The sequence below is a fragment of the Pseudactinotalea sp. HY160 genome (assembly GCF_009372055.1).
In the GTDB taxonomy this organism is placed as follows: Bacteria; Actinomycetota; Actinomycetes; order Actinomycetales; family Beutenbergiaceae; genus HY158.
In genome coordinates, this window is record NZ_WHMT01000023.1 from 1 (window position 1) to 12,980 (window position 12,980).

General features: G+C 70.9%; 12 protein-coding genes. 5 read left to right on the forward strand and 7 right to left on the reverse strand.

What is annotated here, in order from left to right:
* The first annotated feature begins 193 nt into the window (after nt 1-193).
* The gene (locus tag GCG21_RS14420; RefSeq protein ID WP_194165118.1) at nt 194-805 is read left to right on the forward strand and encodes an RDD family protein; all 612 of its coding nucleotides are present in this window, start codon (nt 194-196) and stop codon (nt 803-805) included.
* Nucleotides 806-956: 151 nt separating this feature from the next.
* Complete coding sequence (locus GCG21_RS14425) at nt 957-2,411, forward strand: nucleobase:cation symporter-2 family protein (RefSeq protein ID WP_152910380.1); 1,455 nt, start codon at nt 957-959, stop codon at nt 2,409-2,411.
* A gap of 9 nt (nt 2,412-2,420) precedes the next feature.
* On the opposite strand, the gene GCG21_RS14430 is transcribed toward GCG21_RS14425, so the two are convergent.
* The 6 genes from GCG21_RS14430 to GCG21_RS14455 form a co-directional block, all read right to left on the reverse strand.
* Nucleotides 2,421-3,305 (reverse strand): VOC family protein, encoded by an 885-nt coding sequence (locus GCG21_RS14430; protein WP_152910381.1) that lies wholly within the window; start codon nt 3,303-3,305, stop codon nt 2,421-2,423.
* Between the two features lie 74 nt (nt 3,306-3,379).
* Nucleotides 3,380-5,959 carry a phenylalanine--tRNA ligase subunit beta gene (gene pheT, locus GCG21_RS14435; protein ID WP_152910382.1) on the reverse strand — a complete coding sequence of 860 codons (2,580 nt, stop codon included), beginning with the start codon at nt 5,957-5,959 and terminating at the stop codon, nt 3,380-3,382.
* Nucleotides 5,959-7,020 carry a phenylalanine--tRNA ligase subunit alpha gene (gene pheS / locus GCG21_RS14440; RefSeq protein ID WP_152910383.1) on the reverse strand — a complete coding sequence of 354 codons (1,062 nt, stop codon included), beginning with the start codon at nt 7,018-7,020 and terminating at the stop codon, nt 5,959-5,961. Before pheS ends, pheT begins: the two co-directional genes overlap by 1 nt.
* 48 nt (nt 7,021-7,068) lie before the next feature.
* Nucleotides 7,069-7,752 carry a hypothetical protein gene (locus GCG21_RS14445; RefSeq protein ID WP_152910384.1) on the reverse strand — a complete coding sequence of 228 codons (684 nt, stop codon included), beginning with the start codon at nt 7,750-7,752 and terminating at the stop codon, nt 7,069-7,071.
* Nucleotides 7,749-8,129, reverse strand: coding sequence for a hypothetical protein (locus GCG21_RS14450; RefSeq protein ID WP_152910385.1), 381 nt, complete (start codon nt 8,127-8,129; stop codon nt 7,749-7,751). Before GCG21_RS14450 ends, GCG21_RS14445 begins: the two co-directional genes overlap by 4 nt.
* 3 nt (nt 8,130-8,132) lie before the next feature.
* Complete coding sequence (locus tag GCG21_RS14455) at nt 8,133-8,765, reverse strand: DedA family protein (RefSeq protein ID WP_152910410.1); 633 nt, start codon at nt 8,763-8,765, stop codon at nt 8,133-8,135.
* 181 nt (nt 8,766-8,946) lie between these two features.
* Here GCG21_RS14455 and GCG21_RS14460 point away from each other — a divergent pair, with 181 nt between their 5' ends.
* The 3 genes from GCG21_RS14460 to GCG21_RS14470 all read left to right on the forward strand — a co-directional run bounded on the left by GCG21_RS14460 (nt 8,947) and on the right by GCG21_RS14470 (nt 11,699).
* Nucleotides 8,947-10,038: a PLP-dependent aminotransferase family protein gene (locus GCG21_RS14460; protein ID WP_152910386.1), complete on the forward strand. Its 1,092-nt coding sequence runs from the start codon at nt 8,947-8,949 to the stop codon at nt 10,036-10,038.
* Nucleotides 10,039-10,083: 45 nt separating this feature from the next.
* A complete protein-coding gene (gene ligD / locus GCG21_RS14465) occupies nt 10,084-11,085 on the forward strand; it encodes a non-homologous end-joining DNA ligase (protein WP_152910387.1) in 1,002 nt (333 codons plus the stop codon).
* Nucleotides 11,086-11,162: 77 nt separating this feature from the next.
* Nucleotides 11,163-11,699, forward strand: a complete 537-nt coding sequence (locus GCG21_RS14470) for a hypothetical protein (protein ID WP_152910388.1) — start codon at nt 11,163-11,165, stop codon at nt 11,697-11,699.
* Between the two features lie 15 nt (nt 11,700-11,714).
* Here the strand turns inward: GCG21_RS14470 and GCG21_RS14475 are convergent, their stop codons facing one another.
* Nucleotides 11,715-12,758: an ATP-dependent DNA ligase gene (locus tag GCG21_RS14475; protein ID WP_152910389.1), complete on the reverse strand. Its 1,044-nt coding sequence runs from the start codon at nt 12,756-12,758 to the stop codon at nt 11,715-11,717.
* Between the last annotated feature and the right edge of the window lie 222 nt (nt 12,759-12,980).

Sequence of the window (12,980 nt, forward strand, 5' to 3'; positions counted from 1 at the left end):
CCCGCCGCAACGGCACCTGGACCTTCACCGACCGCCACGGCCACCCCCTCACCGCGACCCCCCACAGCCACCGCGGCACCACCACCAGCCCGCCCGGAGAACCCCGCACCACCTGAGCAACCAAGGACTCGGCCGCACCGATACCACCCACGACATCAACGCCGCACGAGCGATCGGAGAGACGATGGGCATCATGCAGATTCACCCGCTGGCAGGACGCCGGATGCGCGCCTACCTGCTCGACGCGACCGGCTATCTCGGCGTCGCCGCGGCGATGGTGCCTGCCGGCCTGGTGCTCAGCCGCAACGCGCCGCCCTCCCCGGGCGCCGTGCTCCGCACGCGCACCATGTTTCCCATGAGCGCCGTGCTCCCCATGCGCACCGCGCTCCGCACGCGCGCCGTGCTCCCCATGCGCGCGGTGTTCCCCGTGCGCGCCGTGCTCCTCATGAGCGCCGTGCCGCCGATCGTGGCGACCATCTGGGCGGCGCGAGCCGAGGCGGGGGCCGCTCACGCGACGTGGGGCAAGCGCCGGATGGGTCTCATGGTCGCCACCGAGCGCGGTCCGGCGCTTCCGTTTCCTCGCGCGCTCGCCCGCAACACCATCAAGATCGCGATCCCGTGGCAGGTCGGCCACCTCGTCGCCATCGGGGCGGCGGCCGGAGGATTCGACCGCTCCGATCCGTTGACGCTCACCGCCGGCATCCTCATCTACCCGATCATCGGAGTGCTCGCCGTGATGAGCGCGTTCGGCTCGGGTCGCGGTCCCCACGACCGCCTCACGGCCACGCACGTGATCGCCCGCTGAGCGGGCGCGTCGCCACGGGACCGCCCGCTTTCCACCGCTGAGCCACGGCCGGGGCTACGCTCGCAACCACGACGCCGACGATCGCCGGCGCCTGACAAGGGCGCCCCACGGGCCTCCGGGACGCCACGAGCGGAGTTCGAAGGAGAGCACCATGTCGGTCAACACGCCCACGCCGCGCAAGCAGAGGTTCATCCCGCCGTCGAGCAGCCATCCCGTGGACCAGGTGCTCCCGGCCGGCCGCATGGCCACGCTCGGCATCCAGCATCTGCTCATCATGTACGCCTCGGCGGTGGCCGTCCCGCTCATCGTCGGTGCCGCCGTGGGGCTGCCGACCGAATCGATCGCGGTGCTCGTGAGCGCCGACCTGCTCGTCTCGGGCATCTTCACGATCATCCAGGCGGTGGGGATCGGCAAGATCCTCGGTGTCCGGCTTCCGGTGGTCACCGCCGCGACATTCACGGTGCTCTCCCCGATGATCATCATCGCCACCTCGTTCACCGACCGGACCCTCGGCATGCAGGTGGTCTACGGGGCGATGATCTGCTCGGGAGTCTTCGGCGTGCTCATCGCCAAACCGTTCTCCCGGCTCATCCGCTTCTTCCCCCCGCTCGTGGCCGGCACCACGATCACGATCATCGGGCTCTCGCTCATCGGGGCCGACGTCGGCCTCATCGCCGGCGAGGACCCGACCGCCGCGAGCTACGGGCAGGTGTCCCACATCGTGCTCGCCGTCGTGGTCGTGCTCATCATCGTGCTCATCTCCCGCTTCTTCACGGGATTCCTCAACCAGATCGCCGTGCTCATCTCCCTGGTCATCGGCACGATCATCTCCGGGGTCATGGGCCTGAACGACTTCTCCGCGGTCGCGGACGAGAAGTGGATCGGCTTCGGCGGGATCTTCCACTTCGGCCCGCCCAAGTTCCAGGTCGCCGCGATCGTCTCCCTCTGCCTGGTCATGCTCGTGACCTTCACCGAGTCGACCGCCGACATGCTCGCGGTGGCGGAGATGGTCGACAAGGAACTCAAGCCGAACGACCTGGCCCGCGGACTGGCGAACGACGGCCTCTCGGCCGTGGTCGGCGGTGTCATGAACGCCTTTCCCGACACCTCGTTCGCGCAGAACGTCGGACTCGTGGGCATCACGCGGGTCCACAGCCGCTGGGTGGTGGCCACGACCGGTGTGTTCCTCGTGATCATGGGCTTCATCCCGAAGGTCGGTGCGGTCGTGGCGAGCATTCCCGGGCCGGTCATCGGCGGCGCGGCGACGGTGATGTTCGCGATGGTCGCGGCCGTCGGCATCCAGACTCTGCACAAGGCGAACTTCAAGAACAACCAGAACCTGCTCATCGTCGCCGTCTCCCTCTCGTTCGGCATGATCCCGACCGTGGCGCCCCACTTCTACGACAAGTTCCCGGAGGGATTCCGGATGGTCTTCGGCTCGGGCATCACCTCGACCGTCATCGTCGTGTTCATCCTCAACCTGCTGTTCAACCACTGGGTGCGCGGGCCGCGGGGCGAGCACGCCGTCCAACACGCCGTCGATTCGGGTGCGGGCGCGCCGGATACGCGTGGGGACGACGGTCCCACACGTTTCGTAGGCGAGTGACCGATCGACTCAGAAGTCGGCGATCACGAGCTTCTTCATCGCCAGCATCGTCTCGAAGGCACCCGGCCGCTCCATGAGTTCGCCCATGTTCGCGGGCACGATCTGCCAGCTCACCCCGAAGCGGTCCATGCACCAGCCGCACTGCTCGGCCTCCGGCACCGAGGACAGCGCCTCCCAGAGCCGGTCGATCTCCGCCTGCCCGTCGCAGGCGATCTCGAGGGAGAATCCGGGCGTGAACGTGAACTCGTGCTCGGCGCCGCCGTCCATCGCGGCGAACATCTGGCCCGCGAGTGTGAAGTCGGCGAACATGACCCCGGCCGGCTCCTCCGGCTTCCCGATGACCTGCCCGATCCGGGAGCCCTGAATCAGGCCCGTGTAGAACTCGATCGCCTCCCGTGCCCGCGGCTCGGCCGTCGTGAACAGGAAGTCGGGCACGAGGTGGTTCCCCTCGCCGGCGTCCGTCTCGGTGTACATGAGCTGCCAGTTGACGCCGTAGCGATCCTCGACCCAGCCGTAGCGCCTGCTGTAGGGCTGCTCCCCGATCTCGATGCGCACGACCCCGCCCTCACCGAGCCCGTGCCAGAGCCGGTCGATCTCGGCGAGAGCCGCCTGCTCGTCGCCGCCGTGGTCGGCCGGGTCGACGTTGACGAGGAAGGAGAGGGCGGGGTTCGGCAGGAACTCCTCCCCCGCGTTGATGAGCCGGATCACGTGGCCGCGGATCGTCACGTCGACCACGAGCGGCTCACCCGCGAAGTCGCGCTGGAAGTCGAGCAGGCCCTCCTGCGGGTAGCGGGCGGTCACCTCGGAGGCCGCATTCGGGAACACCCCCGCGTAGAAGTCACCCACCTCGACGGCGTTCCGCCGGCACCAGATATTGGGCACGATGCGTTGCATGACTCCTCCTCGAAGGGAAGAGTCAAGGATGCGCCTTCGCCCGGGCGCTGACAACCCCCGGGCGAACGCCCACCTCAGGCGCGCAGGGTGGCCCCGAACCGCTCGGCCGCGGCCGCCACGATCGCCTCCCGCACGGCCGCGGACTCCGCCGCCGTCAGGGTGCGGTCGTGCGCCCGCAGGCGCAGCCCGAAGGCGAGCGACTTGCGGCCGCCGGCCACCGAGTCACCCGAGTAGACGTCGAAAAGGCGCACCTGCTCGAGCAGCTCGCCCCCCGCCGTCCGCACGCAGGAGAGCACCTCGGAGGCGGGCACGCCCGCATCGACGACGAGGGCGATGTCCTCCTTGACCGGTGGGTACGTGGCCAGGCCCGCGAGCTGCCTGGGCTCGGCGGGCGCGGCGTCGAGCAGGGCGGTCAGGTCGAGCTCGAGGGCACAGGCGCGATCGGGAAGCCCGAGCGCCTGGGTCACCTTCGGGGTGAGCTCGCCGGCGTGCCCGATCACGCGGCCACCGGAGAGCGTGAACGCGGCGCAGCGACCCGGGTGCCACGGCGCCCGGTCGGTGGCCGCGGACAGGCTCACCTCCACGTGGAGGAACTCGGCGATCCGGCCGGCGAGCGCGATCGCGTCGGCGTGGTCGTAGCCGGCCGCGGTCCTGGGCCCCGCCGGGTCGACGCCCGCGGCCCGCCGGTTCCCGGCGAGCAGGGCGGCCACGTGCAGCGGCTGGGCCGGCACGGCGGCCCGGATCGCCTCGAGGGTCTCGCGGGGCGGATGGACGGCGTGCGGCGGCAACGGCGAGGCGCTCGGCTCTCCCCCGATCACCGGCACGGACGCGATCTCGTAGATGGCCAGGTCGGTGGTGCCGCGCCCGAGGTTGCGCACGGCCGCGTCGACGAGGGTCGCGAGCAGGTGCGAGCGCAGCAGCGGACGGTCTGCGGCGAGCGGGTTGACCAGCCGCAGCGTGCTGCGGCGCGGGTCGCCGGCGGACAGGCCGAGCTCGTCGTGACGCTCGGCACTCGTGAACGGGTAGGTGAGCACCTCGACGAGGCCGAGGTCGGCGAGGAGGGTCGCCACGGCGCGGCGACGCTTCTGGGCCGGGGTGTAGCCGCGCCCGGCGGGGGCGGTGGGCAGGATCGAGGGGATCTTGTCGTAGCCGTGGAGCCGCACGACCTCCTCGACCAGGTGCTCGGCGGCGACGAGGTCGCTGCGCCAGGTCGGCGGGGTCACGTGCAGCGTGGCCCCGGAGCTGCGGTGACGCCCGGCGCCGTCCCCGGTGACCTCGACGGTCGCGCCGAGGTCGCGCAGCAGGCCGATCACCTCCTCGTCGGTGTAGGCGACGCCGGCGATCCGGCTCGGCAGCTGGGCGTCCATCGTGATCGTGGCCGGCGGCGCCGTGCGGTCGAGGTCGAACACATCCCCCTCCGCGGTGCCGCCCGCGAGCTCCACGAGCAGCTCGACCACGCGGTCGGCGGCGACGGCCTGCAGGGCCGTGTCGACCCCGCGCTCGAACCGCTTGGCCGCCTCCGAGGGCAGCTTGTGGCGGCGCGCGGAGCGGGCGATCGTGATCGGGTCGAAGTGGGCGGCCTCGATGAGCACGTCGCGCGTGCGCTCGCCCACCTCGGTCTCGGCCCCGCCCATGACCCCGGCGATCCCGAGGATCCGGCCGGCATGGCCGCCACTCGCGCCGCCCGCGTCCGTGATGAGCAGGTCGCCGGTGTCGAGGGCGCGGTCGGCGTCGTCGAGGGTGACCAGCCGCTCCCCGGCGCGGGCACGGCGCACGGTGATCGGGGCGGCGAGCGTGGCCAGGTCGTAGGCGTGCAGGGGCTGGCCCAGGTCGAGCATGACGTAGTTGGTCACATCGACGGCCAGGGAGATCGGGCGCATGCCCGCCTGGTTCAGTCGGCGCACCATCCAGTCCGGGGTGGGTGCGGCCGGGTCGATCCCGCGCACGATCCGGGTGACGAAGCGATCGCAACCGGGCAGGCCATGGATGGGGGCGTCGTCCTCGATCGTGACGGGGAAGCCCGACGCGGTCGCGGACGGCACCTCGCGCAGGCCCGGATCGGTGAACGCGGCGCCGGTGGAGTGGGAGTACTCGCGGGCGACCCCGCGCATGGAGAAGCAGTAGCCGCGGTCGGGGGTCACGTTGATCTCGAGCACCGCCTCGCCCAGTCCGAGCAGCGCGAGCGCGTCGGTGCCGGGGGCGGGGGCGGGCTCGGGGAGCACGATGATGCCGTCGTGGTCCTCCCCCAGGCCGAGCTCGCGCTGGGAGCAGATCATGCCGTCGGAGACGTGACCGTAGGTCTTGCGGGCGGCGATGGCGAAGTCGCCGGGCAGCACGGCGCCGGGCAGGGCCACGACGACCGCATCCCCGACGGCGAAGTTGTGCGCCCCGCAGACGATCCCGCGCGATCCGGACTCGTCGTTATGTCCGCCGACGTCGACCCGGCACCAGTTGATCGTCTTGCCGTTCTTCTGCGGCTCGGGCGTGAGTTCGAGCACGCGCCCGACCACGAGCGGGCCGGTGACCACGGCGGAGGTGTCGATGCCCTCCTCCTCCAGCCCGACGCGCACGAGGTCGGCGGCGAGGGTCTCGGGGGTGGCGTCCGCGGGCACGGCGACGTGGTCGCGCAGCCAGCTCAGGGGTACGTACGGCATCAGCGCTGTCCTCCCAGCGAGAAGCGGATATCGCCCTCGACCATGTCGTGCATGTCGTCGATTCCGTGGCGGAGCATGAGCGTGCGCTCGATGCCCATGCCGAACGCGAATCCGGTGTACTCGGCCGGGTCGACGCCGCAGGCGATGAGCACGTTCGGGTTGACCATGCCGCAGCCGCCCCATTCGATCCAGCCGGGGCCGCCCTTCTTGTGCGGGAACCACAGGTCCATCTCGGCCGAGGGCTCGGTGAAGGGGAAGTAGCTGGGGCGCAGCCGGGTGCGCGCCTCGGGGCCGAACATCGCGCGGGCGAAGTGGTCGAGCACCCCGGTCAGGTGGGCCATCGTCAGGCCCTTGTCCACGGCCAGGCCCTCGACCTGGTGGAACACGGGCGTGTGGGTGGCGTCGAGCTCGTCGGTGCGGGCGACCGTGCCGGGGCAGGCGATGTACAGGGGCACGTCCCGCTCGAGCAGGGCGCGGGCCTGCACCGGGGAGGTGTGGGTGCGCATGACCAGATGCGCGTCCGCGGGCTCGACGAAGAACGTGTCCTGCATCTGCCGGGCAGGGTGATCGGCCGCGAAGTTCAGGGCATCGAAGTTGAACCACTCGTGCTCGATCTCCGGCCCCTCGGCGATCTCCCAGCCGAGGCCCACGAAGAAGTCCGAGATCTCCTCGGAGATGGTGCTCAGCGGGTGCCGGGCGCCGAGGGGGAACCGGTCGGTCGGGATCGTCACGTCGACGGCCTCGGTCACGAGCATCCGGGCGTCGCGCTCCTCCTCGAGCTCGACCTGCCGGGCCGCGATCGCCTTGTTCACCCGGCCGCGGGCCTGCCCCACGAGCTTGCCCGCGACGCCCTTCTGCGCCGGCTCGAGGCCACCGATCGCCCGGTTCGCGAGCGCGAGCGGGCTCCGGTCACCCGTGTGCGCGAGCCGGACCTCCTTGAGGTGCTCGAGGGAGTCGGCGGCGGCGACGGCGGCGAGCGCCGAGGTGATCGCGGCCTCGACCCCGTCGGCGTCCAACGGCGATAGCGAGCCGTCGGGTGAGGGCGTGGAGGGTGTTGACATGAACTGCGCTTTCTCTCGTCCGGGGACCACAGCGAAGTCTACGGGCGGCTAGAACCTGCCCTGCACCCGGCCGCTGAACTCGGCCAGGAACCGCAGGTGGGCGGCCAGCCCGGTGCGCACGAGGCCGGTGAGATCACTGAGTTCGAGGTTCGCTGGGTTCGCAGGGTTCGCTGGGTTCGCTGGGTTCGCAGGATTGTCAGGGTTCGCTGGGTTCGCTGGGGCTTCGGGATTGCCCAACGGCCGGGCCGCGAGCGGGGGCACGTAGGCGAAGCACTCGTACGGGCCGGGGATCCCGAGTTCCGTGGCGGCCTGCGCCCACGGCGCCGGGCCGGTGAGGAATTCGCGGTCCGGTCCGGTGAGATCGGCGATGGCCGCCCCGAGGTGGTCGGCCCGGCCGAGCCCGCAGTAGCGCCCGAACCGGGAGTTGATGAGATACAGCCGAGAGTGCCAGCACGTGAGCACGTCGCCGAAGGCGCTCGTGAGCACCGGGAAGGAGTAGGAGGCGTGGATCGGGTCGGCGAGCTGCGAGACGGCCGCGGCGATGTGGACCGGGTCGACCGTGCGCCAGTAGCCGTCACCGAGGTAGCCGACGCCGCGGTCCCACAGGTCCCGCACGCTCGCGGGCAGGTGGGGGCCGAGGGTGAGCCGGGTGTGCTCGCTCACGGGTTCGACGAAGGCGAAGGCCCGCAGCGCCTCGTCGAGATCGCCCGCGGAATCGAGCCCGCCCGTCACGGACCGTCCGGCACGGGCACGAGGGTCGAGGCCCATTGCCGGGCCGGCAACGCTGCGGCCGCGGCGGCGATCTCGGCATCGAGCCGGTCGGCCCAGGCGCGCGGGGCGCGGCGGGAGGAGGGAGCCGGATCCGGGAGCTCGCCGCGGGCGGCGAGGGTGGCCGCGGCGAGCGTCGGGTGGGCGCCGGGTTCATACGTGCGCAGCCAGCGGGCCTTGTCGGCGATGTAGTCGGCCCGGAGCGCCTGCTCGCCCAGGTCCCGGGCGGTGGGCCGGAACCGGCGCGCCGCCGCCGAGCGGCCGTCGAACCACTGCGTGAACGTGAGCGCGCGCAGCGCCGCGACCTGCTCGGCCAGGTGCTCACCGTAGGAGGCCGCCATCGCCTACTCCACGGGGGCGTCGTCGTGGCTCGCGGCGAGCCGGCGGGCCTGGCGGCGATGCCGCAGGTACTCGATGATCATCGGCACGACCGAGACGGCCACGATGAGCAGGATCGCCACCTCGAGGTTCTCGTGCACGAGCGGGATCTGTCCGAGAAAGTAGCCGATGAGGGTCACCCCGACCGCCCAGAGCACGGCGCCCACGGCCGACCAGGTGAAGAACCGGCGCCGCGGCATCCGGCCCACGCCGGCCACGACCGTGACGAAGGTGCGCACGATCGGCACGAACCGCCCGATCACGAGGGCCTTGTTCCCGTGCTTGTCGAAGAACGCGATGGTCTCGTCGAAGTACTTGCGCTTGAGGATCCGCCCGTCGCGCGCGTACAGCGACGGCCCGATCGCCCGGCCGATCTCGTAGCCGGCGACGTTGCCCGCGAAGGCCGCCACGGACAGGATCACGCACGCGAGCCACAGCGGGATCGGGATGAGGCCCTGATGGATGAACAGCCCGATCGCGAAGAGCAGCGAGTCGCCCGGCAGGATCGGGAACAGGAGGCCGCATTCGATGAAGACGATGGCGACACTGACCCAGAAGAACGCCGAGCCGAACGTGGTCAGCAGGTATTCGGGGTTCATCCACGGGAAAATGTCGTTCACGGCGCCCAGCCTACGGGCAGCGGCCCACACTCGGGCCTGCCTGGGCCCGCCTGGGCCAGCCTGGGCGAGCCGGGGCCGGGCCACGCAGGCCGAACTGGGACGCGGTTCACATGCCGATCGGGTTCGCGGCCTGTCGGCGGTGCTCAGTAGTGTGGGGGGCATGGCCACTGAACCAGCACCGATCTCATTCGCCCGTGGCGCCCCGTCGCTGGACATCATCGATGTCGAGGGGCTCAAGGCCGCCGCCGACCGGGCGTTCACCAACGACCCGGCCCGCACGTTCGGCTACGGCACGTCCGTGGGCTACGTGCCGCTGCGGGAGTGGATCGCCGAGCAGCACGGGGTCGCCCCCGAGCAGGTGATCGTGACGAACGGCTCGATGCAGGCCGATGCGTTCCTGTTCTCCACGCTCGTGGAGGCCGGGGATTCGGTCGTCGTGGAGAGCCCCTCCTACGACCGCACACTCTCCTCGCTGCAGGGCCGCCACGCGGATCTGCACGCCCTCACCCTCGAGGCCGACGGCGTGGCCGTGAACGAGCTGCGCGACCTGCTCGCCGGCGGCAGCCCGGTCAAGCTCGCCCACCTCATCCCGAACTTCCAGAACCCGGCCGGCTACACGCTCGCCGGTGAGAAGCGCACGGAGCTCGTCGACCTCGCGCGTTCCTCGGGTATGACGATCTTCGAGGACGACCCCTACGTCGAGTTGCGCTTCACCGGCGAGCGGCTGCCGACCATGCTCTCGCTCGCGACCGGCGGCGAGGTCGTCTACGCCTCCTCCTTCTCCAAGACGGTCTGCCCCGGGATCCGGGTCGGCTACCTCGTGGGCGAGGCCGGCGTCATCTCACGGATCGCCAAGCTCGCCACCTCGACCTATATCTCCCCGAACATGGTCGCCCAGTCGATCGTGCACGAGTTCATCCAGGGCGGGTCGTACGAGCGCTCGATCGAGACGGTGAAGAAGGCCCTCTCCGAGCGGGTCGACGTGCTCGCCGAGGAGCTGACCGCCCGGCTGCCCCAGGCCCGGTTCGTCAAGCCGGAGGGCGGCTACTTCCTGTGGCTCACCTTCGACGAGGACGTGGACGGCGACGCCCTGTTCGCGAAGGCGGCCGACCGCGGCCTCGCCGTGGTCAAGGGTTCGGACTTCCTGATCAACGGCGCCAAGAACTCCCTGCGCCTGGCCTACTCCGGGGTCGGCGTCGACGATATCCGCGAGGGCGTCACCCGCCTGGCCGCGGCGTACGGCGACCTGTAGTACGCGACCCTGGCCGCGTCGTCCATGAGCCCTTAGGGTGAGCGCATGGACGGCGCGGCGCGGGTTCTCGAGGTGGGTGAGCGCCGGGTGCGGCTCTCCTCGCCCGACCGGCAGATGTGGCCGGGGGTCACGAAGGCGGACCTGGCCGAGTACGTGATCGCGGTGGGGCCGCGGCTGCTCGCGGCGATCGGCGATCGACCGGTGACGCTGCAGCGCTTCCCCCAGGGCACGAGCGGGCAGGAGTTCTACTCGAAGAACCCGCCTCGGGGCATGCCCGAGTGGGCCAGGGCCGTGCCGGTGACGTATCCGAGTGGGCGTTCGCATCCGCAGCTCGTGATCGACGAGGTCGCGACCGCCGTCTGGGCGGTGCAGATGAACACGGTGACGTTCCATCCGTGGCCGGTGCGCACGGGCGATACCGACCGGCCCGACGAGGTGCGTATCGACCTCGATCCGCAGCCCGGGCGCACGTTCGCCGACATCGTGCGCGTGGCGCGGGAGCTGCGGGCCGTGCTCGGTGAGGTCGGGCTCACGGGCTTCGTCAAGACGTCCGGGTCGCGCGGGCTGCACGTGTTCGCCCCGATCACGCCCGAGCACGAGTTCACGGACGTGCGGCACGGGGTGATCGGGGTCGCGCGGGAGGTCGAGCGCCGGCTGCCGGAGCTCGTGACCACGGCGTGGTGGAAGGAGGAGCGCGGGGAGAAGGTCTTCGTGGACTTCAACCAGGCGAACCGGGACCGCACGATCGCCTCGGCATATTCGCCGCGGGCGCTGCCGGGGGCGACCGTGTCGATGCCGGTGGCCTGGGCGGATCTGGACGAGGTGTCGATCGAGGACTTCACGGTGAACAGCGTGCCGGGGATCGTGGCGGATTCGGTGGATCCGTGGGAGTCGATGGCCGGTTCGGCGGGTTCGTTCGAGCCGGCGCTCGCGTTGTGGGAGGCGGATCTGGAGCGCGGGCTCGGGGAGTTGCCGTTCCCGCCGGACTACCCGAAGATGCCGGGCGAGCCGCCGCGGGTGCAGCCGAGCAGGCGGCGGATGGACTAGGGGCGGCGCAGCTTCCGCGTGTCCACAGTGCGGCCGTGTCCGTGGCCGTACCGGTGACGCTCGCGTAGCCTGGTCTCATGACCGGGGAGATCGTCGCGATCGTGATCAGTGGGGGCACGCTGCTGATCGCGTTGGCGGGCGGCTTCGGCTGGGTCATCCACCGAATGGATGCAGTCCGAGACGAACTGACGAGCCAGTTCGAAGGGCGAGTCACCGAGTCCGAACACAGGGTGACTGGCCGGATCGACTCCGTCGAGAATGGTCTCGGCACGCGGATCGACGGAGTCGAGAAGGGCCTCGGCACGCGGATCGACGGAGTCGAGAACGGCCTCGGCACGCGGATCGACTCCGTCGAGAAGGGTCTCGGCACGCGGATCGACGGAGTCGGCGCACGCATCGACGCACTCGACGAGCGGCTCAGCGGACGCATCGACGCACTCGACGAGAAACTCGGCGGGCGCATCGACGCACTCGACGAGCGACTCAGCGGGCGCATCGACGCACTCGACGAGAAACTGAGCGGGCAGATCGACGACGTCGAGAAGAACCTCACAGAGGTGAAGATCTCGATCGCACGGCTCGAAGGCCCGACCAGGCCGATGGTCGCTCGTTAATTCGTCCAGCCCTATTCACCTCAGCACCCGCGCCAGGTCGTAGGCGGGCGCCCGTTCGATCTGCTCGAGCCTGCAGCTCTCCGGGTCCCGGTCGGGCCGCCAGCGCAGGAACGTGACGGTGTGCCGGAACCTGTTTCCCTCGAGCTGGTCGAAGGCGACCTCGACCACGCGTTCGGGGCGCAGGGGTACGAACGAGGTGTCCCTCGCCGAGGAGAAGCGAGTCCGTTCCCGCTCGGCGTGGCGGACCTCGCCGCCGGCTTCGCGCTCGACGAGTGGTTCGAGCTCCTCCTGCAGTTCCAGCCGCCGGGCCGCGGTGAACGCCGAGATACCGCCGACCCCGATGAGGTCGCCCGCGTCGTCGTACAGCCCGAGCAGCAGCGAACCCACGCCCGCGCCCGACTTGTGCACGCGATACCCCACGAGCACCGCCTCGGCCGTGCGCGCGTGCTTGATCTTGATCATCGTTCGCTTGCCGGGCAGATACGCGCCGCACGCGGGCTTCGCGATCACGCCGTCGAGCCCGGCGCCCTCGAAACGGGCGAACCAGTCCGCCGCCTGCGCGGCGTCGTCCGTCGTGCGTGTCAGGTGGATCGAGGACGACGCTCCCACGCCTTCGAGAGTCGCCTCGAGTCGGGCCCGGCGCGCCGAGAACGGCTCGGGGAGAAGGCTCACGCCCGGATCCGTCAGTTGGTCGAAGGCGATGAACTCCGCCGGAGTCTCGGCCGCGAGCCGCTCGATCCGGGAGGCGGCCGGGTGGATCCGTGCCGTGAGCGAGTCCCAGTCGAGACGCTCGGCCCCGGACTCGCCGGCCCGCACCACGAGCTCGCCGTCGAGGACGACACCGGCCGGGAGCTGCTCGGCCATGATCGCCACGAGTTCGGGGAAGTAGACGGCCAGATCCTTGCCGCTGCGGCTCGCCAGCCGCACCACTCCCCCGTCGTTCACCGCGAGGCAGCGAAATCCGTCCCACTTGGGTTCGTAGGAGCACTCCCCCACCGGGATGGATCGTGCGGCCTTGGCGAGCATCGGCTGCAGCGGGAATTCGATCGGCAGGCTCATCGGGCCATCCTGCCAGCGCTGCAGCATGAGCATCAGGGCCCCACCGTGGTTCGGCTCGCCGAAATGTTCGCCACCGCACGACAGACGCGAGCACGCAGGCGGGCGGGCGAGCCAGCCCTGCGGGAGCGGAGATGAGCGGGAATACGGCTGCCACCTTCCGAGCCGGCACCGTGATCTTCCTCCTCGGCTCGGGTGGTTCGGGTGGGTCGATTGGATGTCGGT

Excerpts from the sequence above, each read along its gene's own strand:
- GCG21_RS14420 (WP_194165118.1), top strand. The coding sequence starts at position 194 with ATGCAGATTCACCCGCTGGCAGGACGCCGGATGCGCGCCTACCTGCTC.
- GCG21_RS14460 (WP_152910386.1), top strand. The coding sequence starts at position 8,947 with ATGGCCACTGAACCAGCACCGATCTCATTCGCCCGTGGCGCCCCGTCG.
- GCG21_RS14425 (WP_152910380.1), top strand. The coding sequence starts at position 957 with ATGTCGGTCAACACGCCCACGCCGCGCAAGCAGAGGTTCATCCCGCCG.
- GCG21_RS14430 (WP_152910381.1), bottom strand. The coding sequence starts at position 3,305 with ATGCAACGCATCGTGCCCAATATCTGGTGCCGGCGGAACGCCGTCGAG.
- GCG21_RS14450 (WP_152910385.1), bottom strand. The coding sequence starts at position 8,129 with ATGGCGGCCTCCTACGGTGAGCACCTGGCCGAGCAGGTCGCGGCGCTG.
- pheT (WP_152910382.1), bottom strand. The coding sequence starts at position 5,959 with ATGCCGTACGTACCCCTGAGCTGGCTGCGCGACCACGTCGCCGTGCCC.
- ligD (WP_152910387.1), top strand. The coding sequence starts at position 10,084 with ATGGACGGCGCGGCGCGGGTTCTCGAGGTGGGTGAGCGCCGGGTGCGG.
- pheS (WP_152910383.1), bottom strand. The coding sequence starts at position 7,020 with ATGTCAACACCCTCCACGCCCTCACCCGACGGCTCGCTATCGCCGTTG.
- GCG21_RS14475 (WP_152910389.1), bottom strand. The coding sequence starts at position 12,758 with ATGAGCCTGCCGATCGAATTCCCGCTGCAGCCGATGCTCGCCAAGGCC.
- GCG21_RS14455 (WP_152910410.1), bottom strand. The coding sequence starts at position 8,765 with ATGAACCCCGAATACCTGCTGACCACGTTCGGCTCGGCGTTCTTCTGG.
- GCG21_RS14470 (WP_152910388.1), top strand. The coding sequence starts at position 11,163 with ATGACCGGGGAGATCGTCGCGATCGTGATCAGTGGGGGCACGCTGCTG.